This window comes from Mesorhizobium sp. B2-3-10 (assembly GCF_006442275.1).
GTDB lineage: Bacteria > Pseudomonadota > Alphaproteobacteria > Rhizobiales > Rhizobiaceae > Mesorhizobium > Mesorhizobium australicum.
The window spans coordinates 26619-49129 of the sequence record NZ_VFVT01000013.1; the positions used below are offsets into that span (position 1 = coordinate 26619).

16 protein-coding genes are annotated in these 22511 nt (G+C 63.4%); 9 read left to right on the top strand and 7 right to left on the bottom strand.

Features of this window, described 5'->3' with window-relative positions:
- Positions 1 to 56: 56 nt before the first annotated feature.
- The 3 genes from FJ943_RS28105 to FJ943_RS28115 form a co-directional block, all read right to left on the bottom strand.
- A complete protein-coding gene (locus FJ943_RS28105) occupies positions 57 to 734 on the bottom strand; it encodes an outer membrane protein (protein WP_140726785.1) in 678 nt (225 codons plus the stop codon).
- A 193-nt stretch (positions 735 to 927) separates the two neighbouring features.
- Entirely contained in the window at positions 928 to 3252 is a 2325-nt protein-coding gene (locus FJ943_RS28110) for an NADP-dependent malic enzyme (protein ID WP_015317660.1), read from the bottom strand.
- 175 nt (positions 3253 to 3427) lie between these two features.
- The gene (locus FJ943_RS28115; protein ID WP_140726788.1) at positions 3428 to 4207 is read right to left on the bottom strand and encodes an SDR family oxidoreductase; all 780 of its coding nucleotides are present in this window, start codon (positions 4205 to 4207) and stop codon (positions 3428 to 3430) included.
- 153 nt (positions 4208 to 4360) lie between these two features.
- On the opposite strand from FJ943_RS28115, the gene FJ943_RS28120 reads away from it, so the two are divergent.
- Together FJ943_RS28120 and FJ943_RS28125 are read left to right on the top strand one after the other, a co-directional pair.
- Positions 4361 to 5143 carry a UDP-2,3-diacylglucosamine diphosphatase gene (locus FJ943_RS28120; protein ID WP_181174663.1) on the top strand — a complete coding sequence of 261 codons (783 nt, stop codon included), beginning with the start codon at positions 4361 to 4363 and terminating at the stop codon, positions 5141 to 5143.
- Between the two features lie 130 nt (positions 5144 to 5273).
- Positions 5274 to 6488, top strand: coding sequence for an MFS transporter (locus tag FJ943_RS28125; RefSeq protein WP_140726794.1), 1215 nt, complete (start codon positions 5274 to 5276; stop codon positions 6486 to 6488).
- On the opposite strand, the gene dgcA is transcribed toward FJ943_RS28125, so the two are convergent.
- Positions 6459 to 7442, bottom strand: coding sequence for an N-acetyl-D-Glu racemase DgcA (gene dgcA, locus FJ943_RS28130; RefSeq protein ID WP_140726797.1), 984 nt, complete (start codon positions 7440 to 7442; stop codon positions 6459 to 6461). The two genes, FJ943_RS28125 and dgcA, sit on opposite strands and share 30 nt — an antisense overlap.
- A 77-nt stretch (positions 7443 to 7519) precedes the next feature.
- On the opposite strand from dgcA, the gene FJ943_RS28135 reads away from it, so the two are divergent.
- The 4 genes from FJ943_RS28135 to FJ943_RS28150 all read left to right on the top strand — a co-directional run bounded on the left by FJ943_RS28135 (position 7520) and on the right by FJ943_RS28150 (position 11598).
- A complete protein-coding gene (locus FJ943_RS28135; RefSeq protein ID WP_015317665.1) occupies positions 7520 to 8707 on the top strand; it encodes an ABC transporter permease in 1188 nt (395 codons plus the stop codon).
- A gap of 4 nt (positions 8708 to 8711) precedes the next feature.
- The gene (locus FJ943_RS28140; RefSeq protein ID WP_023783273.1) at positions 8712 to 9521 is read left to right on the top strand and encodes an ABC transporter ATP-binding protein; all 810 of its coding nucleotides are present in this window, start codon (positions 8712 to 8714) and stop codon (positions 9519 to 9521) included.
- Between the two features lie 14 nt (positions 9522 to 9535).
- Entirely contained in the window at positions 9536 to 10909 is a 1374-nt protein-coding gene (locus FJ943_RS28145; protein WP_140716826.1) for an MlaD family protein, read from the top strand.
- A gap of 110 nt (positions 10910 to 11019) precedes the next feature.
- Positions 11020 to 11598, top strand: a complete 579-nt coding sequence (locus tag FJ943_RS28150) for an ABC-type transport auxiliary lipoprotein family protein (RefSeq protein WP_181174664.1) — start codon at positions 11020 to 11022, stop codon at positions 11596 to 11598.
- Positions 11599 to 11635: 37 nt separating this feature from the next.
- On the opposite strand, the gene FJ943_RS28155 is transcribed toward FJ943_RS28150, so the two are convergent.
- Both FJ943_RS28155 and FJ943_RS28160 read right to left on the bottom strand, forming a co-directional pair.
- Positions 11636 to 12109, bottom strand: coding sequence for an exonuclease (locus tag FJ943_RS28155; protein ID WP_224599053.1), 474 nt, complete (start codon positions 12107 to 12109; stop codon positions 11636 to 11638).
- Positions 12110 to 12372: 263 nt separating this feature from the next.
- Positions 12373 to 18726, bottom strand: coding sequence for a kinesin (locus FJ943_RS28160; protein ID WP_140726801.1), 6354 nt, complete (start codon positions 18724 to 18726; stop codon positions 12373 to 12375).
- Positions 18727 to 19000: 274 nt separating this feature from the next.
- Between FJ943_RS28160 and FJ943_RS28165 the strand changes: the two genes are divergently transcribed.
- The 3 genes from FJ943_RS28165 (at position 19001) to FJ943_RS28175 (ending at position 20953) form a co-directional block, all read left to right on the top strand.
- Entirely contained in the window at positions 19001 to 19369 is a 369-nt protein-coding gene (locus FJ943_RS28165) for an Hpt domain-containing protein (protein WP_015317671.1), read from the top strand.
- A 143-nt stretch (positions 19370 to 19512) separates the two neighbouring features.
- Positions 19513 to 19833 (top strand): 2Fe-2S iron-sulfur cluster-binding protein, encoded by a 321-nt coding sequence (locus FJ943_RS28170; protein ID WP_015317672.1) that lies wholly within the window; start codon positions 19513 to 19515, stop codon positions 19831 to 19833.
- Between the two features lie 88 nt (positions 19834 to 19921).
- Entirely contained in the window at positions 19922 to 20953 is a 1032-nt protein-coding gene (locus FJ943_RS28175) for an NAD(P)/FAD-dependent oxidoreductase (protein ID WP_140726804.1), read from the top strand.
- Here the strand turns inward: FJ943_RS28175 and FJ943_RS28180 are convergent, their stop codons facing one another.
- On the bottom strand, positions 20954 to 22435 hold the full coding sequence (locus FJ943_RS28180) for an MDR family MFS transporter (RefSeq protein WP_140726807.1): 1482 nt from the start codon (positions 22433 to 22435) through the stop codon (positions 20954 to 20956). It lies immediately after the preceding gene.
- Between the last annotated feature and the right edge of the window lie 76 nt (positions 22436 to 22511).

A 22511-nucleotide genomic window follows, 5' to 3' on the forward strand; every position in this document is an offset into this window, starting at 1 on the left:
CTGAAAGCCGCGCGCATTCTATGTGCCAATCAGTCCGGCAATGGCAGGGTGGGCCGTCAGAACTTGTAGTTCATCCCGATCCTGACCGTACTGAACGTGTTGTCGAAAGTCGTATTGGAGTTGGGCGCGTAATTGATCGTCTGATCCCGCAGGTCGACATATCGGTATTCGGCATTTGCCGACCAATGATCGGTGATTGCCTGCTCCAGCCCGGCGCCAATCGTCCAGCCAGTTTTGGTGTTCTTTTCGGAATAGCTGTCGGCGGGGCCATCGAGATACCGGTTCTCGACACCTCCGATAGCGAGGCCGCCGGTCCCGTAGACAAGGGTGCTGCCGAACGCATAGCCTGCCCTGGCGCTGATCGATCCGAACCAATCCACCTTGGTGTCGTAGACATCGCCTCCGCCGACATTGACCTCGTCGGAATGCCCCTTGATATCGGCGCCCGAAATATCGGCCTCGATCCCCAGAACCGCGGAATTGACCTGGTAATTGTAGCCGATCTGGACACCGCCCAGAAAGCCGTCCATGTCGTAGTCCTGCGTGCCCCGGATCGCTGGCGTATCTGGCAGGTTGTAGGTCGCGTCGGTTTTGCCGAAACCATAGCCGAGATGCCCGCCGACATAGACGCCGGACCAGTCATGCGCGGCCGGGCCCAGCCCGACGGCGTCGGCGGCGAACGCCTGTCCGCCAATCACAGTCAGCATTGCCGAAGCGAGCAACAGGGCTCTCATGACATTTTCACCGCCCGATCAGACGGTGTGACCATATCAAATTGACCCGGTCCGAGAAATCCGCATTCGTCCGATGCCGGATTACTCGGTTAAGAGTTGTCGGTTCGCAACATTCGATCCCGCCAATGCGGTCCGTGGCGCGTCGCCACCACACCTCAATCGGGGCCGGATCAATCCGATCGCGACCGCCGGTTCAGTCCAGATTGGCGATCGCCTGGGCCTTATGCGCGGCTTCGACCACCGCCAGCGCCGTCATGTTGACCACACCGCGCGAGGTCACCGAGGGAGTCAATATGTGCGCCGGCTTGTCGGTGCCGAGCAGGATGGGGCCGACATGCAAGGCATCCATCATGGCCCGCAGCGCCGTCAGCGTGATGTTGGCCGAATCGAGGTTCGGGAACACCAGGAGATTGGCTTCGCCCTTCAGGCGCGAATGCGGATAGACGCGCTGGCGCAGATGCTCCGACAAAGCGGAATCGGCGTGCATTTCGCCGTCGCATTGCAGCTCCGGCGCGATGCGCGCCAGGATCGCCGCGGCCTGACGCATCTTCAGGGCGCTCGGCGAATCGCGCGAGCCGAAATCCGAATGCGACAAGAGCGCCGCCTTCGGCTCGATGCCGAAACGCTGGATTTCTTCCGCCGCCAGCACGGTCATCTCGGCGATCTCGTCGGCCGTCGGGTCGACGGAGACGTGGGTGTCGGTGAGGAAGATGATGCCGCGTTGCGAGATCAGCATGGATAGCGTCGACAGGTCTCGGTCCTTGATGCCGGTGCGCGGCCCAATGATCAGCGTCACATTGCGCAGATGCCGCTCGAAACGGCCTTCGAGGCCGCAGACCATGGCGTCGGCATCGCCGCGCTTCAGCGCAAGTGCGGCGATCACCGTGTTGTCGGTGCGCACCATGGTGCGTGCGGCCTCCGTCGTCACGCCGCGGCGGCCGGCGAGTTCGATCAGGAGGTCGACATAGTGGCGGTAGCGCGGATCGTCCTCCGGGTTGATCAGGCCGAAATCGACCCCGGGCTTGATACGCAGGCCATAGCGCTTCAGCCTGACCTCGATGACGTGCGGGCGGCCGATCAGGATCGGCTCGGCGATGCCTTCCTCAAGCACAACCTGGGCGGCACGCAGTACGCGCTCGTCCTCGCCGTCGGCGTAGATGACGCGCTTGGCGCTGGAGGCCTTGGCGGAAGAGAACACCGGCTTCATCACCAGGCCGGAGCGGAAGACGAAGCGGTTGAGCTTGTCGATATAGGCGGCGAAGTCGGTGATCGGCCGTGTCGCCACACCGGTGTCGCAGGCTGCCTTGGCCACCGCCGGCGCAATGCGCAGGATGAGGCGCGGATCGAAGGGCGAGGGGATCAGGAATTCGGGTCCGAAGACCGGCGTCTCGCTGGAATAGGCGCGCGCGGCGACATCGGAAGGCTCTTCGCGGGCAAGGGCGGCGATGGCCCGCACCGCCGCCATCTTCATCTCCTCGTTGATGGCGCTGGCGCCGCAGTCGAGCGCACCCCTGAAGATGTAGGGGAAGCAAAGCACGTTGTTGACCTGATTGGGAAAATCGGACCGTCCGGTGCAGATCATGGCGTCTGGACGGGCCGCGCGCGCCACTTCCGGCATGATCTCCGGATTGGGATTGGCCAGCGCCAGGATCAGCGGCTTCGGTGCCATGTGTTGCAGCAGTTCCGGCTTCAGCACGCCGGCGGCGGAGAGACCGAGGAAAACATCGGCGCCCGTTATGACGTCGGCCAGGGTGCGCGCGTCGGTGTCCTTCACATAAGGGTCTTTCCAACGGTCCATCTCGTCGACACGGCCCTTGTAAGCGACGCCGAACCGGTCGGTGACCCAGATGTTTTCGACGCGCACGCCGAGGGAAACGAGAAGATTGAGACAGGCTAGTGCGGCAGCACCCGCGCCGGAGGTGACGACCTTGATGTCCGAAATGGTCTTGCCGGCGAATTCCAGCCCGTTGAGCACGGCAGCGGCAACGATGATGGCGGTCCCGTGCTGATCGTCATGGAACACCGGTATGCTCATGCGAGCCTTCAGGCGTTCCTCGACCTCGAAACACTCCGGCGCCTTAATGTCCTCGAGGTTGATGCCGCCGAAGGTCGGCTCCAGAGCGGCGACGGTTTCGACCATGCGCTCGATTTCCGGCGCGTCGATCTCGATGTCGAAGACGTCGATGCCGGCGAACTTCTTGAACAGGACCGCCTTGCCCTCCATCACCGGCTTGGAGGCGAGCGGCCCGATATTGCCGAGGCCGAGCACGGCCGAGCCGTTTGATACGACACCGACCAGGTTGGCGCGCGCCGTGTAGTCGGCGGCCGTCGCCGGATTGTCGCGGATTTCGAGGCAAGGGGCGGCGACGCCGGGCGAATAAGCGAGCGCCAGGTCGCGCTGGTTGCCGAGCGGCTTGGTCGCCTGGATCTCGAGCTTTCCCGGCGTCGGGTGCTTGTGGAAATAGAGCGCGGCTTCGTCGAGGTCCGAACGTGCCGTTTTCTTGTTCTCGCCTTCCATGCGGCCGCTCCTCGAAACCTGCTTCGGGAGTCCTTTTAGCATGAGGCCAAGGTTTTTCGCGACGCTAATTGACGCGCCGGCATCTTTAAGCGCCAGCGCATCGAAAATCTTTAGATGTCAGACACTTACGGCTGTTACATGCCGGATGTTTCGCGCCGCTTTGCCGACATTTCGGTCAGAAAGCGCTGACGTAGAGACCGCCATCGACGAGTATATTCTGCCCGGTCAGGTAGCCGGCATGGACCGAGCTGAGGAAGGCGCAGATCTGGCCGAATTCCTCCGGCGTGCCGAGCCGTTTGGCCGGCACGTCGGCACTGATGCGGGTCTTGCGCGCCGCGGCCGCCTTGGGATCCTCCGGCGTGCCAGCCTCATGCGGGCCGCTCAGTCGGTCAGTGTCGAGCTTGCCGGGCAAGAGACTGTTGATGGTCACGTTGCGCTCGATCACCGTGCGCGCCACGCCGGCGAGAAACGAGGTCAGGCCGGCGCGCGCGCCCGACGACAGGTCGAGGCCGGGTATGGGGACGTAGACCGATAGCGAGGTGATGTTGACGATGCGGCCGAAGCCGCGCGCAGCCATGCCGTCAATGACCGCCTGAACCAGTTCGATCGGCGTCACCATGTTCTGGGTCACGCCTTCGAGGATTTTTCCGCGATCGAGTTCGCGGAAATCGCGCAATGGCGGTCCGCCATTGTTGTTGACGAGGATGTCGGGTTCCGGACAGGCGGCGAGCAGCGCTTTCTGTATCTCCGGCTTAGAAACGTCGCCGACCACTTCCGTCACCGTCACGCCATGGCGCTGGCGCAGTTCCGCGGCGGTTTTCGCGACCAGCTCCGCATTGCGCCCATTGACGACGATGTCGCAGCCCGCCTCGGCCAGCGCCATGGCGCAGCCACGGCCAAGCCCCTTGCTCGAAGCGCAGACGATGGCCTTCTTTCCGCGGATACCGAGATCCATGACGATTTTCTCCTTTGATTTGCCCGGCAGGCTAGCGCCAGCGCTGGACCAATCGCAACCGTCATACGGTTGTTGCATGAATCGGGGCATAGGCTGCTCGAAAGCAAGGGTGAATCCGCGATGTCAGGCCAAGAGCCCCGCACTTTCCGCAGCATGTTTATTTCCGATGTCCATCTGGGCTCGAAGGCGGCGAAGGCCGATTTCCTGATCGACTTCCTGCGCTACCACGACGCCGACATCATCTATCTGGTCGGCGATATCGTCGACGGCTGGCGCCTGAGGCGCAGCTGGCATTGGCCGCAAAGCCACAATGACGTCGTGCAGAAACTGCTGCGCAAGGCGCGCAAGGGCGCCTCGATCACCTATATCGCCGGCAATCACGACGAATTCGCCCGCCAGTTCCAGGGCGTGCATTTCGGCGGCATCGTCGTTGCCGACCGCGCCATCCATGAAACCGCCGATGGCCGGCGGCTGCTGGTCATCCATGGCGACCAGTTCGACACTGTAGTCCACAACCAGCGTTGGCTCGCTTATCTCGGCGACCATGCCTATGACGCCGCCATGCAAGTCAATCGGGTGATCACGCGGTTGCGCCAGCTGCTCGGCCTGCCTTACTGGTCGTTTTCGTCCTGGGCCAAGGTCAAGGTCAAGAAGGCGGTGAACTTCATCGGCTCGTTCCAGACAGTGCTCAGCGAGGAAGCGCGACGCTCGCATGTCGACGGCGTCATCTGCGGGCATATCCACCATGCCGCCATCGAAAGCTATGGGGAAGTACAATATATCAACACCGGCGACTGGGTGGAGAGCTGCACCGCCGTGGTCGAGCATTTCGACGGCCGCATGGAAATCCTGACCTGGGCGCATGTATTGCCTGAAGCGCTTGACGAGCCCTTCATCCCGCTGCTGATCGAGGACAGGGTGGTGCAGGCGGCCTGAGGCGGAAGCCGGCCCTGCAATTTCTGGTGTTAATCGACTGGTCCAGCCGGTTTCGTCCGGTTTTTGCTCATGTTAAGGATCGGCTTGCGCTGCTCGCCGGTCGTTGAGCGCAGCGTCATTGGATCGATTCATGCCGCTGCCACCGCTTTCACCCGAACAACTCGTGAAGCCGAGCCGTTTTGAACTGCGCATGAGCCTGATCTTCGGCACGTTGTTCATATCGCTTGGCACCCATTTGCCCTATTTCCCGCTTTGGTTGCAGGCCAAGGGGTTTCATGCCGAGCAGATCGCGGTCATCCTGGCGGCGCCGATGTTCCTGCGCGTCGTAACGACGCCGCTGCTGACCACACTTGCCGATCGAGCCAGGGACCGCGCCGATGTCTATGTCGTGCTCGTCGCCGCATCGCTGCTGCTGTCCGCGGGATACTTCCTGACCCCGACATACGCGACGGTGCTGGCGGTGTCGCTGGTGCTGACCATTGTCTGGACGCCACATTCGCCGATCGCCGATTCGCTGGCGCTCTCGGGCGTGCGCCGCTTCGGGGCCAATTATGCGAGCATGCGCAAATGGGGGTCGATCTGTTATCTCCTGGCCAATGTCGCCGGCGGTTTCATCCTGGCGGCCAGTGGGCCTGGAGCCGTCCCGGTGATCATATTCCTTGCCCTTGGCGCGGCACTCATCGCAGGCCTGCTGGCACCGCGCATGGGACGGCCGCGAAAGGCCTCGCCGCTGTCGGCAGTGGAAATCCAGCATGCGGCGCCAAGCCTGTTCAACGCTTATTTCCTCTCCTTCACCCTTGGCGTCGGCATCATTACAGCCAGCCACGCCTTCCTCTACGGTTTCGTTTCCATTTACTGGAAATCAATCGGCATCAGCGATTCCGTTGTCGGCCTGCTGTGGGCGTGGGGCGTGGTGTCGGAAGTCTGCATGTTTTTGTTTTTCAATCGCATTTTCGCCTCCGTGTCTGTCGTCAAGGTGATGGTGATTGCTGGCGTCGGCTCCGTTGTGCGCTGGATCATCTTTCCACTGATATGGCCGCTCGGCCTCGGCACCGCCGGCTTCTTTGCCGTGCAGTCGCTGCATTCGGTGTCTGTCGCAATGGTGCTGATTGGCCTGCAGAAAATGATCGGCGAGACCGTCTCCGATGAGCGCACGGGTGCCGCGCAAGGCATCGCCTATTTCTTCAACGGCTTCTTCATGGCCGCCGTTACGCTTGTTTCCGGCCCGCTCTATGACCGTCTCGGTGTCGATGGATTCCTGGCGATGATCCCGATCGCGATCGTCGGCCTTATGCTGATCGGGTTTGCCGCGCGCTCAGCCCCACAGAGCCCGGTCCGGGGGTGAGACGAGCGATCCCTGGTAAACGAGACCCGGCACACGATCCCGGGCAAGCAGCAGCGGGCCGTCGAGGTCGACGAAATCCGCTCCTTGCGCGAGCAGCACCGCCGGCGCCATTGCCAGCGACGTGCCGACCATGCAGCCGACCATGATGCCAAAACCCAGCTCACGGGCGCGGTCGCGCAAGGTGAGCGCCGCTGTCAGCCCGCCGGACTTGTCGAGCTTGATGTTGACGGCGTCGTAGAGGCCGACAAGCGCCTCGAGGTTCCCTGCTTCATGGACGCTCTCGTCAGCGCAGATCGGCACCGGATGGGCTATGTGGCGCAGGATGCCGTCACGGCCCGCCGGCAGCGGCTGCTCGATCAAGGCGATATCTTGCTTCGCGGCAAAAGCGAGATTCGCGACGATGTTGTCGTCGGTCCAGCCTTCATTCGCATCGAGGATCAATCGGCTCCCAGGCGCCGCCTGCCTCACCGCCTGGATGCGGGCGGCGTCGTTGTCGCCGCCGATCTTGACCTTCAGCAGCGGCCTGCCGGCATTGGCGCGGGCCTGCGCCGCCATCGCCTCCGGTTCGCCGAGCGACAGCGTGTAGGCGGTTTCGAGCTGATGCAAAGGGGCCGGCCAGATTGCGTTCGCCACCGGATTGCCGCTGATCTTGGCTTCAAGGTCCCACAGGGCACAGTCTATGGCGTTACGCGCCGCTCCGGCAGGCATTGCGTCGAGCAGGGCGGCACGGTCCATTCCGCCGGCGATCCGGTCGCGCATCGCCGCGATCGCGCCGCTCACGCCGTCCATGGTCTCGCCATAGCGCTTGTAGGGAACGCATTCGCCGCGACCGACATGGCCGTTGTCGCTGATCGTGCAGGTGATGACCTCGGCCTCAGTCTTGGAGCCGCGCGAAATGGTGAAGGTCCCGGCGATGGGAAAACGTTCGGCCTCGACCGAAATGACACGCGCCATATTTTTCTGCTCCGGCTATGCGAGAAGGGTTGTCGGCAAATCGACAAGGTCGAACCCATCAGGCTAAACAGGACGCCATGTTGACCATCGGCAAACGCGACGCAAGCGGCACGACCGCCTCGGGGGCTGACCACGACCCGCGCGTCGCGGTCGGCGAGGAGGATGGGGTCCTCGGCTGTGCGTTCTCCGGGATCTGGACGACGCGGACGGTGGCGCTGATCGACGCCGAGATGCGCAAGATCGAGAAACGAAGCGGTTTCAAGATGTTGGCGCTCGATCTTTCGAAAATCGAGAAGATCGACACCGCCGGCGCCTGGCTGATCGACCGCTTGGTCAGCGTCTTCGAGAAGAAGAATGTCGAGGTAAGACTGCAAGGCCAAAGTGACGTCGCTTCCATCCTGCTCGAAGCGGTGAGCGAGGCCGTCCGGCGCGAACCCGAAGCCGGACCGGCGGGACCGCCCAACATTGTCATTCGGGCACTGGAGGCGGTGGGCCGGCGCGTCTACGAGATGCGCGACGATTTCCTCGCCTCGATGAACATATTGGGCGCCACCATCCGCGGCGCGCAGATGAAGCTCGGCCGTGGCCATGCCGTGAACCCGGCGGCGATTTTCAACCAGATCGATCGCATGGGCGTCGGCGCTATCCCCGTGGTGGTGCTGATGTCGGCGATCGTCGGCGCCATCGTCGCCCAGCAGGGTGCCTATCAGCTGAGCTATTTCGGCGCCGACATCTTCGTCGTCGACCTAGTCGGCGTGCTGATCCTGCGCGAACTCGGCGTGCTGATGACGGCAATCATGATCGCCGGCCGCTCCGGCAGCGCGATCACCGCCGAAATCGGCTCGATGAAGATGCGCGAGGAGGTCGACGCGCTGAAGGTCATCGGCCTCAATCCGATCGGCGTCCTGGTTTTTCCGCGTCTGGTTGCCCTGGTGATCGCCTTGCCCTGCCTGACGATCATCGCCAATTTCGCCGCGCTCGGCGGCGGCATTGTCGCGGCCTGGCTCTACTCCGATATCCCCCCCGCTGCCTTCATCGACCGGTTGCGTGTCGCAATCGATCTCAGCACGATTTTCGCCGGGCTGATCAAGGCGCCGTTCATGGCCATGATCATCGGCACGATCGCTTCAGTCGAGGGCATGAAGGTCGGCGGCAGTGCCGAATCGCTCGGTCAGCACGTGACCGCTTCGGTGGTGAAGTCGATCTTCGTCGTCATCATTCTCGACGGACTTTTCGCCATGTTCTACGCAGCGATCCAGTTCTAGTAACATGGCAAAGGGAAACGGAATCACGACTGAGGCGCCGGACGAGAGCGAAATCGTGCTTTCGGTGCACGACGTCACCGTTGCCATCGACGACAAGCTGATCCTCGACAAACTGTCGCTCGACATCAAGCGCGGCGAGATACTGGGGTTCGTCGGTGCCTCGGGCGCCGGCAAGTCCGTGCTGTTGCGAACCATTCTCGGACTGATGCCCAAGCAGTCGGGAACAATCAAACTGTTTGGCGTCGACGTCGACAAGGCAAGCGATCTCGAGCGGCTGCGCATCGACATGCGTCTTGGCGTTCTGTTCCAGCATGGGGCGCTGTTTTCGGCGCTGACCGTGATGGAGAACGTGCAGGTGCCGATGCGCGAATATCTCGATCTGCCAAGAAAGCTGATGGACGAACTGGCACTGCTGAAAATCGAGCTGGTCGGACTGCCGCCGGATGCGGCGCAGAAGTTTCCCTCCGAACTCTCCGGCGGCATGATCAAGCGTGCGGCACTTGCCCGCGCCCTGGCGCTCGATCCCGACATCGTTTTTCTCGACGAGCCGACGTCAGGTCTCGATCCGATCAGCGCGGCCGAGTTCGACGAACTGGTGGTCAAGCTGCGCGACACCATGGATCTGACCGTCTACATGGTGACCCACGACCTCGACACGCTGTTTACCGCCTGCGACCACGTGGCGGTGCTCGGCAAGAAAAAGGTGCTGGTCGAAGGCACGATCGACGACATGCTGAAGAGCGAGGAGCCGTGGGTAAAATCCTATTTCCGCGGAAAACGCGCACGGCAACTTGATCTTGCCGCACGTGCATAGCCATAAGTGAAGCAATGGAAACCAGAGCCAACTACGTCATTGTCGGCATTTTCACGCTGGTTGCGATCCTGGCGGCGTTCGCCTTCGTCTATTGGACGGCGGCGATCGGCGACAGGGGCGAGACGACGCTGCTGCGGGTGCGCATTCCGGGCTCGGCCTCTGGTCTCGGCCGCGGCAGCTTCGTGCTGTTCAACGGCGTCAAGGTCGGCGACGTCAAGCGCGTCTATATCGACGTCGACAATCCGACTGTCGCCATCGCCGACACCGAGATCGACCGGATGACGCCGATCACCAAGTCGACGCAGGCCGATATCGGCCTCGCCGGCCTCACCGGGCAGGCCAATATCGAACTCAAGGGCGCCGACCCCAAGGAAGTCAAGCTGCTCGACCAGGCCGAGAAGGAAGGCAAGGTCGCCGAGATCGTCGCCAATCCTTCCGCCGTGACCAATCTGCTGCAGACGGCGCAAAACATCTTCACCCGCGCCGACAAGGTGCTGTCGGAGCTGGAAGGCTTCACCAAGGACGTACGCGGGCCGCTGACGCAGACCGTGCACAACGTGCAGACGTTTTCCGATGCATTGGCCAGGAATTCCGACGGCATCGACAAATTCCTGTCCGCCGTCAGCGCGCTGTCCGATGAGCTGAAAGGCGTTTCAGGCAAGCTCGACGGCACGTTGAAGGCAGCGGAAGGCCTGCTCAATGCCGTCGACAAGGACAAGATCAAGAGCATCGTTGCCAATGTCGATGCGGTAACGGGGAACCTCAAGGAAACCTCGCAGCAGCTGGACGGTGTGATCAGGAACGTCGATACGGCGGTGGGATCGGTCAACGATTTCGCCAAGCAGACGCAAGGCACGCTGGCCAAGGTGGACGGCGTGCTCGACGGCATCGATCCGGCGCAGGTGCGCCAAGCGCTCGCCAACATCCAGAAGGCCAGCGACAGCGCCAACAAGGCGGCTGCCGATATCGCGGAGGTGACCGGCAAGATCGCCAATCGGGCTGACGACATCGACCAGACGATCAAGGACGCCAGGCAGCTGGCGCAACGGCTCAACGACGCCTCGGTGCGGGTCGACGGCATTCTCGCCAAGGTCGACAAGCTGCTCGGCTCGGGCCAGGCCGACGGCGTGATGGCCGACGCCAGGGATACGCTGAAATCGTTCAAGCAGGTCGCCGATACGCTGAATGCCCGGCTTGGGGTCATCACCGACAATCTGGCGCGCTTCTCGGGCCAGGGACTGCAGAATGTCGAGGCGCTGGTGCAGGATAGCCGCCGCTCGATCAACCGCATCGAGGAGGCGGTGACCGATCTCAGCCGCAATCCGCAGCGCATCCTTTCGGGCGGCGACGGCGAGGTTCGGCAGTTCGACGGCAGGGCGCGGCGTTGACTTCGGCATCGGCCCGCCGCAAGAACAGTGCTCGTGAAATGCGGGTTGATCTTGCGATCAGGGGATAACGGGGATCACGCGTGAGATTGAGTAGGCTTGGAACGGGCGGGTTGAAATCGGCTGCGGCGCTGCTTGTCCTGGCGGTTGCCGGCTGCGCGGCGCTCGGCGGCAAGCCGGCACCGCTCGACACGTTCGAATTGTCGGCGCCCTCGGTCGACGCGCATGGCCACAGCCGCAAGCAAATCCTGATCGCCCAGCCTTCGGCGCTGAAGGCACTGGACAGCCAGAACATCGTCATCAAACCCTCCGACGGCTCGATCCAGTATCTGAAGGGCGCGCAATGGGCCGACCGCCTGCCGCTGATCGTGCAGGCGCGGCTGGCCGAGACGTTCCAGCGCTCGGGCAGCTTTGCCGGCGTCGGCAAGCCGGGCGAGGGGCTGGCGATCGACTATCAGGTGATCGTCGAGGTTCGCTCCTTCGAAGTGCGCGTCAATGGCGGCGAACATGCCGAGGTCAACCTGTTCGTGCGCTTGCTCAACGACCGCAACGGGGAAGTGAAGGCTTCCAAGAGCTTCACCGCATCGGCACCCGTTTCAGGCAGCGGCAACCCGGCCTATGTCGGCGCGCTCGACGCCGCCTTCGGTGATGCGGCCAAGCAGGTCGTTCGCTGGACCGATTCGGTAATCTGAGCGCCAGGCGCGCCGGGATTCCACCAACGCTTCCGGGTTACGGACGGTCGAAGGTGTCCGGCCGCAGCTTTCCAGTCTTCATCAGGTGCTGCAGGGTGTAGGTTACGGACAGCGCATCGTCGAGCGCGTCATGCCCCTGCAGTGGCGGATGTTCGACGCCGTAATAATCCGCAAGCTTGTTGCTCGGCGTCCTTGCCAGGTCCTCGATCGGCATGCCGGCCGCGACCAGCAGCTTGACCGCATTGTCGAACCGGGTGGCCGGGATAGGCGGCCTGATGCCCGCGACATAGCAACTGATGGCGATCATGTTCAGTTTGTCCTTGCCCCAGGACCAGAACCGAGCCCCATCGGAGAAACGATCGACGCCCGCAAGAGCATCTTCCAGCACGACGCCCTCGGCCTCGATGATTTCTTCGGTGATGCCGGTCAGTCCAGTGAAGAACGGATCGAGCGTGTACCGCTCGCCAAACCGGTCGACCGGTCTGATATAGGCCTTGTGCGTGCCCAGCACGGGGAATCACCTTCGAGGCCGAGCCTGCCGCGCCGATCTGCGCGATGATCGGATCGAGATCATGGGCCGCGCACCAGAATCGGCGTTGTGATCCCTCAAGGCAGAGAAATTCGCAGTCGAAGATGATTGCCGTCTTCACAACTCAGGATCCGGTTCCGGAAAGCGAGATCAAACCCGGATGCGTCTCCGGGTGGCGAGTCAGTTCCTTCAAGAAAAAGGCGGGAGACAATCCCCCGCCTTTTTCGGTTTGGCTTGTCGACCACCTAATGCAGGCGGCCGCTTGCATGGGCCAGCATGGTGTAGACCTTGCCGGTGTCCGACGTGAGATAGGTCTGCGCCATGATGTTGTCGCGGTCGTTGCGCGAGACATCTTTCAGCAGCTTCTCGAAATCGTCGCAATAGCGGTCGACGGCGGTGCGGAATTCGGCCTCCGCCTGGTACTTGCGGCGGATTTCATCGAACGTCTGCTGGCCCTTGAGCGTGTAGAGCCTGCGCGTGAACACGTCACGCTCGCCGCGCCGGTAGCGGTTCCACAGCTCGATCGAGGCATCGTGGTCGATGGCCCGCGCGATATCGACGGACAGCGAGTTCAGCGATTCCACGACATGTGCCGGCGAACGCTGGGCAGGGGCCGCGCGCGGGGCTTCCGCTGGCGCCTGGGGAGCCGCCGGCCTGAGCTCGGCATCGTTCGACGCGGCGGTCAAGAGATCGCGCACCCAGCCGCCTTGCGGCGCGCGGGCAGTGGCGTCGGTGGCACGCTGGCGCGATGCTGCCTCAGCCGGGCGCTCCAGATCGAGCGTGCCGCGCAGTCCCGCGCCGCCCAGCGGTGCCTGTGGCGGGCGCAGGTCCGCCTGCGGTGCGGGGGCGCGACGGGGCGGCTCGGCGGCTCGTGCGGCCGGCGCCTGCGGCGCAGGACGCAAGGGGCGCGGTTCTGAAGTGTCGCTGCCACGACCGGACTTCGCCACGATGTCCGAAAGCTCCTTCAAGGCGTTGATCTGCTCGGAAACCGCGCGGCGGATGGCCGATGTCGACTCCTTTGCCTCTTCCGGCATCTCGATGACGCCCTTCTTGAGCTCGGCGCGGGTGAGGTCGAGTTCACTCTTGATCGAGCCCGCGGTGCGCCGCATCTCCTCGGTCGCATCGGCGAAACGCTTGGTTGCCGAATCGACGACGTCGGTGATGGCGTTGCGGATCTTGTCGGCGGACTCCATCGTCTTGCCCTCGGCGTTCTGCAGGGTCTGGCCGACGAGATTTTCGAACGAGCGCATGACCCGTTCGAGATCTTCCGACTTCTTGACCAGGCCGACGGCGAGGTCCTCAAGTGAGGACTGCCTTTCCAGCGTGTGTTCGAGGTTGCTCTGGGCCGAGCTCAACAGGTCCGAGGCGCTGGCCAGCAAGCGGCTGTGTTCATCGAACTTGGTGGCGATTGAGGCGACTTCGCGCAAGGTCGACGACGACAGTTCCGTCAGCCTCGTCGTGTTGGAATCGACCAGACGCGCCGAGCTGGCAAAGGTCTGCGCCGCCTTTTCGGTGGTCGCCGCGAAGCTTTGCGTGCTGCCGGTCAGACGTTCGTCGACCTCGCCGAGGTTGACCGCGGCCTGCTCGATCAGCTGACCGAGCTGCGAGCTGGACTTGGTCATGCGGCCGATCAGATCGGCGACGCTGTCGGACAGCGACGAGCGGGCGCCTTCGACCGCCGACAAGGTTTCGGCGGTGCGGCTGGCCAGTGCGTTGACCAGGGCTGCATTCTCGCTGCGCAGCTTCTCGGTCGCGCGTTCCGTGACCTCTTCCATGCTCTTCTGCAGTTCCGAGCCGCCCTGGGCGAAGCGCTCGACCAAAGGCCGCGCGGTTTCGTCGAGGATCTTCGACATCTCGGCCGACCGCGCCGCGAGCATGGTGTTGAGCTCGCGGGTGTTGGCGCCGATCGTCTTGGCCGCGTCATTGGTGCTCTGGCCGATATGTTGTCCGACCGCGGTGAAGGTTTCCGCGATCACATTGGCACGCGATACGAGTTGTGCCTCGGCACTCGACACCTGCTCATTGAGCTTCTGGCCCATCGTCTCGGTGGTGTAGGCGAGCCGGTTTTCGACCCCAGCGATCTGTTCTTCGACACGGGCGGCCGCTGCCGCCGCGCTCGATGCAAGACGCTCGTCGGCGCCGGCAAGCGCCTGCTCGATTTCGCGGGCGTGCACGGCCAGCTCCTGACCGGTCTGGCGGGCGCGATCGGCGACCCGCTGCTCGGTGCTTGCAAAGGCGCCGACAATGGTCTGCGCATGCTCGCCGATCGTCGAGGTGCTGTCGGCGATACGCGAAACCAGGCGCTGGTCGGCGTCGTCGAAGATGCGGGCGATTTCGGATGCCCGGCTGGACAGCGCGTCCGAACCCTCGGCGATGCGCGAGACCAAATGCTGGTCGGCGGCATCGAAGATACGACCGAGGTCCGACGCGCGGGCGGCGAGCGCCTCGGCGGATTCGCCGATGCGCATGCCGAGCCGCTGGTCGGCGCTTTCGAAGTTCCGCAGGATGTCGCCGGCGCGAGCGGCCAGCGACTGCGCCGTTTCCACGGCACGGGCGACCAGCTTCTGGTCGGCCGCGTCGAACGTGCCGGCAATCTCGCTTGCGCGGGCGGCCAGCTGATCGGCGGTTTCCTGGGCACGGGCGGCGAGCTTCTGGTCGGCCATGTCGAATGTGCCGGCGATCTCGCCGGCGCGGGCAGCGAGTTGATCGGCGGTTTCGTGGGCACGGGCCAGCAGCGAGCTGGAGGTGTCATCGGCGCGGGCGAGCAGGGCGTTCGACGTATCCTCCGCACGGGCGTGGAGGCGACGATCGGCCTCCTCGAAAGTGCGGGCGATGTCTTCAGCCCGGGCCAGCAGCGCGGCGGACGTCTGCTCGGCACGCTCGGCGATCTTGCGATCGGCGTCGCTGAAGGCCGCACCGGCCTGTTCGTGCAGCGTGCTGGTGACTTCCAGCACCTTTTCGCGCAATGCGCCGGCGACGAAGACAGCGCTCTTCTCGAGCACGTTGCGGACGTTGTCGACACCAGTCGAGAGCGCGCGCTCCATGGTGCCGGCGCGTTCCTCGATGATGCCGGTCTGGCGGCTGAACGCCTGCTCGATCTTGTCGACATCGGCGGCGATCGCGGCGGAAATGTCCGTGCTCCTGGCCGCGATCTGGTCGATGTGGCCGGACAGCGAACGATCGACCTCCTTGCGGCTTTCGGCGAGCTTGCCGAGATCATCTTCCAGCGCGCGGCTGAGCATGTTGCGGCCTTCGGACAACTTGCCGACATGTCCGGCGATGATATCGTCGATATCGCCGCGGCTTTCGGTCAGCTTCTGGAGGTCGGCTTCGAGAGCACGCTTGAGAATGTCGCGGCCTTCGGCGAGCTTCTCGACCTGGCCGGCGACCAGACCGTCGATGCTGGAGCGGCTTTCGGCCAGCTTGGCAAGGTCTGCCTCCAGCGCACGCTTGAGGACATCGCGGCCTTCGGCAAGCTTCTCGACCTGGCCGGCGACCAGACCGTCGATGCTGGAGCGGCTTTCGGCCAGCTTGGCAAGATCGTCCTCGAGAGCCTTCGACAAGGTCGAACGCTCCTGCACAAGCCGTTCCGCATGATTGTTGACGTGGGTGCCGACAGTCTCAAGGTCGGCCTCAAGTGCCTTCGACAAGGTCGAACGCTCCTGCACAAGCCGTTCCGCGTGACTGCTGACGTGGCTGCCGACAGCCTCGAGATCGGCCTCAAGCGCCTTTGACAGTGTCGATCGCTCTTGGGCAAGTCGGTCCGAGTGGCTGTTGACAAGTCTGTTGACGGTTTCGAGATCGGCCTCCAGCGCGCGGGCGAACTGGGCGCGGTCGTCGACCAGCTTCTGGGACTGGTCGGCAACGGTGTTTCTGACCGTGCTGAGGTCGGCTTCCAATGCGCGGCGCAGGATATCGCGCCCTTCGGCGAGCTTCTCGACCTGGCCGGCGACCAGACCGTCGATGCCGGAGCGGCTTTCGGCCAGCTTGGCGAGATCGTCCTCCAGCGCCTTCGACAAGGTCGAGCGATCCTGAACCAGCCTGTTCATGTGGTCGGCGATGACGCTGTTCACATTCTGCAGATCGGCTTCCAGAACACGTGAGAGCTGCCCGCGATCCTCGGCCAGCCTGTCCGACTGGCTCGATATGACGTTCTTGATCGTATTGAGGTCGGATTCCAGCGCACGCTTGAGGATGTCGCGGCCCTCGGCGAGCTTCTCGACCTGGCCGGCGACCAGACCGTCGATGCTGGAGCGGCTTTCGGCCAGCTTGGCGAGGTCGGCTTCGAGCGTCTGCGACAGCAGGCTGCGGTCTTCCGCCAGGCGTCCCGAATGGCTGTCGATCAGCCCGCGTATCCCCGACAGGTCGCTTTCGAGCGAACGGCCAAGCTGCGTGCGGTCCTCGGCCAGTTTCGCCGAATGCGCCTCGATGAGGTTCTTGATACCAGCAATGTCGTTTTCCAGCGCCTTGGCGAGCACCGCGCGGCCCTCGGCGATTTTCTCGACCTGGCCGGCGACAAGGCCGTCAATGTCGGCGCGGCTCTCGGACAATTTGCCGAGATCGGCCTCCAAGGCGCGCGACAAAATGTTGCGGCCTTCGGCCAGTTTTCCAACATGCCCGGCCACCATTTCATCAATGATGGTACGAGCTTGCACCAATTTTCCGGAGTCTTCGTTGAGAGCCAGTGAGAGCCGGTTGCGGCCTTCTTCCAGCCTTTCGAGGTGGCTGCCGAGCGACGCATCGATGGCCGCACGCGATTCGTTGACCTTGCGCAGGTCTTCTTCGAGCGCACGCGCTATCAGGCTGCGGCCTTCGGCCAGCCTCTGCACCTGGTTGGTCACCGCCGCATCGATGCCGGCGCGGCCTTCGTCGAATTTCTCCAGGTCCGCCTGCATGGCTGCCGCCATGCGCTCGCGGCTCTCGGAGAGCTTGCGGCTATGGTTTTCGACGGCTTCTTCGATACCGACGCGCGCGTCGGCGAGCCGCTGGATGTCGGCGTCGAAGGAGCGCGACACGACGTGGCGGGCTGCCTCCATGCGGCCGGCGAAATCGCTGGCGCGCGCTTCGAGCATGGAAGAGGTCGAGGTGACGATGTCGGCCATGTCGGCGCCGATCTGGGTCTTGCCCTGATCGATCATGGCCGACAGCGTGTCCTTGCTCTCGGCGAAGGTGTGGGCGATTTCGCGCGCGCGCTCGACTAGCGTTTCGTTGATCTGGCGGGCGCGGGCTTCCAGCGCGGCATTGAGCTTCTGGGTGCCGGTGTCCAGCGCTTCGGCGCGGGTCTGAAATTCACTGATCAGCGCCTGGCCGCGTTCGGCCAAGGTGCGTTCGATGCCGTTGAGGCTGGCCTCGAACTCGGAATTGAGGGTGCGCGCGGCGCCGCCGAGCAGCGACACCATGCCGGTGGTGCGATCGTCGAGCAGGTCCGTCAACGAACGGGTCAAGCCGTCCGTGGTGTCCGTCAGCTTGGCGATACGGGTGTCGAGCAGGCTGGCGAAAGCCTCGCCGGAGGTTGAAAGCCTGTCGGTAATGTTGTCGAGCCGGCCCTCCACCGAATCGAAGATCGACATCGAACTTTCGTTGATGCGGTCGATCAGCGTGTCGCCGGAATTGGTGATCGTCATCGACAGTTTGGTCGACGCGTTGAGGATGCTGTCACGGATGATGTCGCTTGCCGCGCCGATTTCATCGCGCAGCGTCTCGTGCGCGCCGGAGATCGAGGCGCGGACGCGTTCGGCATGGGTGACCACTGCTTCGCGTTCGCTGCCCAATCCGTCGACCAGCGACCTGATGCGGGTTTCGTTTTCCGAATAGGAGCGCTCGATCTGGTTGACCTCGCTGTGGACCAGCGTCTCCAGTTCGACGGCACGGGCAAGGGTGCGTTCGATGCCTTCGCCCATGGCAGCCACCTCGCGGCGGACGGCCTGGCCGATCATCATGACGCGATCCTGGGCCATGTTTTCCGGCTCGGTCAGGCGAAAGGCCACTTCCGTCATCGATTGCGCGGCGATGCGCATGTCCTGAGCGCGGCGAATCATCGTCGCGAAGGCCCAGAACAGGATGACAGGCACGATAGCCGCGACGGCAAGGCCGATCAGTTCGGGGCGGGCGAAGAACTGGTCCAGCGTGCGGATCCGCCAGATGCTCGGTCCAAAAAGCAGGTTCGCCAGTCCGCCGGCGCCCGCGATCCAGGCAAGCGAGACAAAGGCGATAACCCAGTAAATGGTGTTGGAGGCGCGCCTGTTCAGGCTGTGCAGAAGGGTCTTGTAATCTTTCTGACGATCGTCGTTGGCTGGCGCGAAGCCGGCGGGCTGGCCACCATTGCGCGTCTCAACCGGGCGAAGTTCGGCCGGCTTGGCGTTTGGCGCGGGCTTCGCGGCCTGGGGCTGATTGACGACGGGCGCCGGCTGCTGATTGCGTCCCTCGCGTGCCAGTTCGTCGGCGGCCTGTGATATCTGCGCTTCCAGATCTTCCATCGAGGCCGCGATATCGAGGTCGCCGCTATCGGTATCGCCGCTCAGGTCAAGATCGAGCGCTTTTTCGAGTTCCCTGGCTACGTCGCTGTCGAGAGTTCTGGTCGTTGTTGGTTTCTTCGCCATGCCTTCGCTACCCTGTACTAGCTGCCGCGGGGGCTTATAATTGTGCTTGTCTTACCCCCGCGCAGGAGGCTGAAAATGGACCCTCGTATCGTAATGACACAGGGGGGTAAAGAAAACATGCATTCCGCGGGATACGTAAAACTTTAAATATAAGGTTAACGGAAGCGTGATTTGGGCGCCGCTTTCGCAACATTTTTCCGGGCCATCCATTAACCCGTTGTCCACTGGATTCGCCTAGGTTTTCAGGCGACCGAAGAAAATGGAGTTCGAGTTCATGCGTGGCGAAAGCGGCATTGCCTTCTCAATGCCGGGGGGCGACGTATCGGGAACGAGGCAGTCCCGACCGGTCGATTTGGCACACCTTGCCCGGCAAACGATGGGCGACCGCGCCCTCGAGCAAGAGGTGCTGGCGCTATTTGTACAGCAGGCACTGTCGGTACGCGACAAAATAGTCGATGCCGACATCAAGGACCGGCTCCTGCTGGCTCATGGTTTGAAAGGGTCGGCCCGTGGCGTGGGTGCCTTCGCCATCGCCGATTGCGTCACCGATATCGAGCATCGCCCGGAGGACGCCCAGACGCTCAAGCGGCTAGGCAGGCTGATCGACGAAGTGCGCGACTTCATCGCCGCCATCAATCGCTGATCCAGGTTTGCGACAAAAACGTCACGGAGCGCCGCTTTCGCACGGCAGTTGACTTGTTTGCCGGAGTGATTATCTCGGGCGAAACTCGCTTTCCCCTCGGGCGAACTCCCTTCGTCCGGGGCGAAACTCCCTTCAGGTGACAAATGACCAAACTGACCTTCATCGCCCATGACGGCACACATTTCGACGTGGACGCCGAAAACGGCTCGACGGTCATGGAGAACGCCATCCGCAACGCTGTCCCGGGCATCGAGGCGGAGTGCGGCGGCGCCTGCGCCTGCGCGACCTGCCATGTCTATGTCGATGAGGCATGGACGGCCGAAGTCGGCGAGCCCGAGGCGATGGAGGAAGACATGCTGGACTTCGCCTACGACGTCCAACCGAACTCGCGCCTGTCCTGCCAGATCAAGGTACGCGACGCGCTCGACGGCCTGATCGTCCGGGTGCCCGAGCGTCAGGGCTGAAGCCAGCACGGGCGATTTTTGCCGCTGACGCTTGGCAGCGGGCCGCTGGTCATGCAGTCTCGCCCGGACTTTCGCAGCGAGGCGCATCATGACCGGCATCATCAGCACAGACGTCCTCATTGTCGGGGCGGGGCCGGTCGGCCTGTTCGCCGTGTTCGAGCTCGGCCTGCTGGACCTGAAATGCCACCTGATCGACATCCTCGACAAGCCTGGCGGCCAATGCGCGGAACTCTATCCGGAAAAGCCGATCTACGACATTCCCGGCTGGCCCTCGATCTCGGCGCAAGGGCTCGTCGACAAGCTGCTTGAGCAGGTCGCGCCGTTCCAGCCTGAATTCACCTATAACCGCATGGTCTCCAGCCTTGAGAAGCTGGAAGACGGCGGCTTTCGCGTCACCACGGACGAGAACGAGGTATTCGAGGCCAAGGTGGTGGTCATCGCCGCCGGCGGCGGCTCATTCCAGCCGAAGCGCCCGCCGATCCCGGGCATCGAACCCTATGAGGGCAAGAGCGTCTTCTATTCGGTGCGCCGGATGGAGGACTTCCGCGGCCATGACCTTGTCATCGTCGGCGGCGGCGACTCGGCGCTCGACTGGACGCTGAACCTGCAGTCGATGGCAAAGAGCGTGACACTGGTTCACCGGCGGGCCGAGTTTCGCGCGGCGCCCGACAGCGTCAACAAGATGTACGCCATGCAGGAGATGAAGCAGCTGGAATTCAGGGTCGGTCAGGTGACCGGGCTCACCGGAGCCGATGGCCAGTTGTCATCGGCCACCATCAAGGGCGGCCCGGATGGCGACATCGAGGTGCCTTGCACCCGCATGCTGCCGTTCTTCGGACTGACCATGAAGCTCGGCCCGATCGCGGAATGGGGGCTCAATCTCCACGAGAACCTGATCCCGGTCGATACCGAGAAGTTCCAGACCTCGGTGCCCGGCATCTTCGCGGTGGGCGACATCAACTGTTACCCGGGCAAGCTGAAGCTGATCCTATCGGGCTTTCACGAGGTGGCGCTGATGGCGCAGGCCGCCAAGCGCATCGTCAGCCCCGGCGAGCGTATCGTGTTCCAGTACACGACCTCGTCCACCAGCCTGCAAAAGAAGCTCGGCGTTTCCGGCTAGTTATTCCGCCAGGATCGGCGCCGGATCATCGACGTGGCCCCGAAGTTCTTTCTCGGGCATCAGCGTCAGCGTGACGAGGCCTAATCCCAGAGTGCCGGCCGCGACGAGAAAGATCATCACGAAGGGTTGGGCCGATACGACATGTCCAGCCACCTGAACGCCTTCGCCGGCCAGCGGCAACCCAAAGCCAAGGGCGACCGCGCCGAGCATCGCCACCCCCAATGCACTGCCCAGCGAACGCAGAAAGGTAAGCACCCCCGTCGCCACGCCAAGATGCATGCGGTCGACGGCGTTCTGCACGGACACGGTGGTTACCGGAAATGTCGTGCCGGTTCCCAGCCCGATACAGATGGTCAGGGCTTCGACGACAAGCAGCGATGCATGGCCGGCGACAAAAGCCAGCAGGCCCGTGCACAGGATGGCGAAGACGACGCCGACCATGGCGATGCGCTTGTAGTGGGTGAAGCGTGGTATCAGGCGGCCGCTGGAAGCGGCGCCGCCCACGGTTCCAAGCAGAAGACCAAGCATTGCAATGCCCGACTCGCTGGCCGTGAGGCCGAGTATCGACTGCAGATAGACCGGCAGATACACGGCAAGGCCGACGCTGGAGGCCTGGAGCAGGAACATCGACAGGGTGCCGGCCAGGACGATCGGGTTGCCCAGCACCTCGAGCGAGATGAGCGGTTCGGCCGCCCGCATTAGCCGCAAGGCAAAGGCGCCCCAGAACAGCGCGGAGCACGCCAGGACGCCGATGACTTCCGGCGATAACCAGGGATAGGCACTGCCGCCCCAGTTCAGTGCCAGCAGCAACAGCGCCGTTGCCACGATCAGCAGCAATGCGCCGAGGCCATCGATGCTGTGGTTCTTGGCCGCGATGGGCAGCTTCTTGAGCGGCTTGTTGATGATCGCCATGGCAAGAAAGCCCAGCGGGATATTGATCCAGAAAATGAGAGACCAGTGCAGATGCTCAGCGAAGGTGCCGCCCAGCAGCGGCCCGGCGACGCTGGCAACGGCCCAGGTACCGGAAAACCACGCCGCATAGCGCGCCCGCTCGCGCGGCGGGACGAGGTCTCCGACCACGGTCTGCGTCAGCGCGAAAAGACCGCCGCCACCGGCCCCCTGGATCGCGCGACCCAGGATGAGGACGAACATGTTGGGGGCCAGTGCGCTGACCAGCGATCCAGCAAGGAAGATGAGGATTGCCGCGTAGACGGTTGGCCGACGCCCATAGACGTCGGAAATCTTGCCGTAGAGCGGTGCCACGGCGGTTGCGGTCAAGAGGTAGCCGGTGACGATCCATGGCAGGTATTCGGCACGGCCGAGCAAGCGCCCGATGGTCGGCATGGCGGGCGCGACGATGGTCTGGTCGAGGGCTGCCAGCAGCATCGACAGGAGAACGCCGCCAATAATGGCGTTCTTTTCGCTTTCGCTCAGCGGCGCGCTCACGGCCGCCACGGCCTGCTTGTCGACAGCCTGGTCCATAAATCTTCTCGTCCATGCGCTTTGCGCTGCCGCATCACCATTGGGCTTGTCTGGTGCATCCGCGGCGTGATCGATC

Coding starts and splice junctions, on each gene's coding strand:
- FJ943_RS28105 (WP_140726785.1), bottom strand. CDS start 734: ATGAGAGCCCTGTTGCTCGCTTCGGCAATGCTGACTGTGATTGGCGGA.
- FJ943_RS28110 (WP_015317660.1), bottom strand. CDS start 3,252: ATGGAAGGCGAGAACAAGAAAACGGCACGTTCGGACCTCGACGAAGCC.
- FJ943_RS28115 (WP_140726788.1), bottom strand. CDS start 4,207: ATGGATCTCGGTATCCGCGGAAAGAAGGCCATCGTCTGCGCTTCGAGC.
- FJ943_RS28120 (WP_181174663.1), top strand. CDS start 4,361: ATGTTTATTTCCGATGTCCATCTGGGCTCGAAGGCGGCGAAGGCCGAT.
- FJ943_RS28125 (WP_140726794.1), top strand. CDS start 5,274: ATGCCGCTGCCACCGCTTTCACCCGAACAACTCGTGAAGCCGAGCCGT.
- dgcA (WP_140726797.1), bottom strand. CDS start 7,442: ATGGCGCGTGTCATTTCGGTCGAGGCCGAACGTTTTCCCATCGCCGGG.
- FJ943_RS28135 (WP_015317665.1), top strand. CDS start 7,520: ATGTTGACCATCGGCAAACGCGACGCAAGCGGCACGACCGCCTCGGGG.
- FJ943_RS28140 (WP_023783273.1), top strand. CDS start 8,712: ATGGCAAAGGGAAACGGAATCACGACTGAGGCGCCGGACGAGAGCGAA.
- FJ943_RS28145 (WP_140716826.1), top strand. CDS start 9,536: ATGGAAACCAGAGCCAACTACGTCATTGTCGGCATTTTCACGCTGGTT.
- FJ943_RS28160 (WP_140726801.1), bottom strand. CDS start 18,726: ATGGCGAAGAAACCAACAACGACCAGAACTCTCGACAGCGACGTAGCC.
- FJ943_RS28165 (WP_015317671.1), top strand. CDS start 19,001: ATGCGTGGCGAAAGCGGCATTGCCTTCTCAATGCCGGGGGGCGACGTA.
- FJ943_RS28170 (WP_015317672.1), top strand. CDS start 19,513: ATGACCAAACTGACCTTCATCGCCCATGACGGCACACATTTCGACGTG.
- FJ943_RS28175 (WP_140726804.1), top strand. CDS start 19,922: ATGACCGGCATCATCAGCACAGACGTCCTCATTGTCGGGGCGGGGCCG.
- FJ943_RS28180 (WP_140726807.1), bottom strand. CDS start 22,435: ATGGACCAGGCTGTCGACAAGCAGGCCGTGGCGGCCGTGAGCGCGCCG.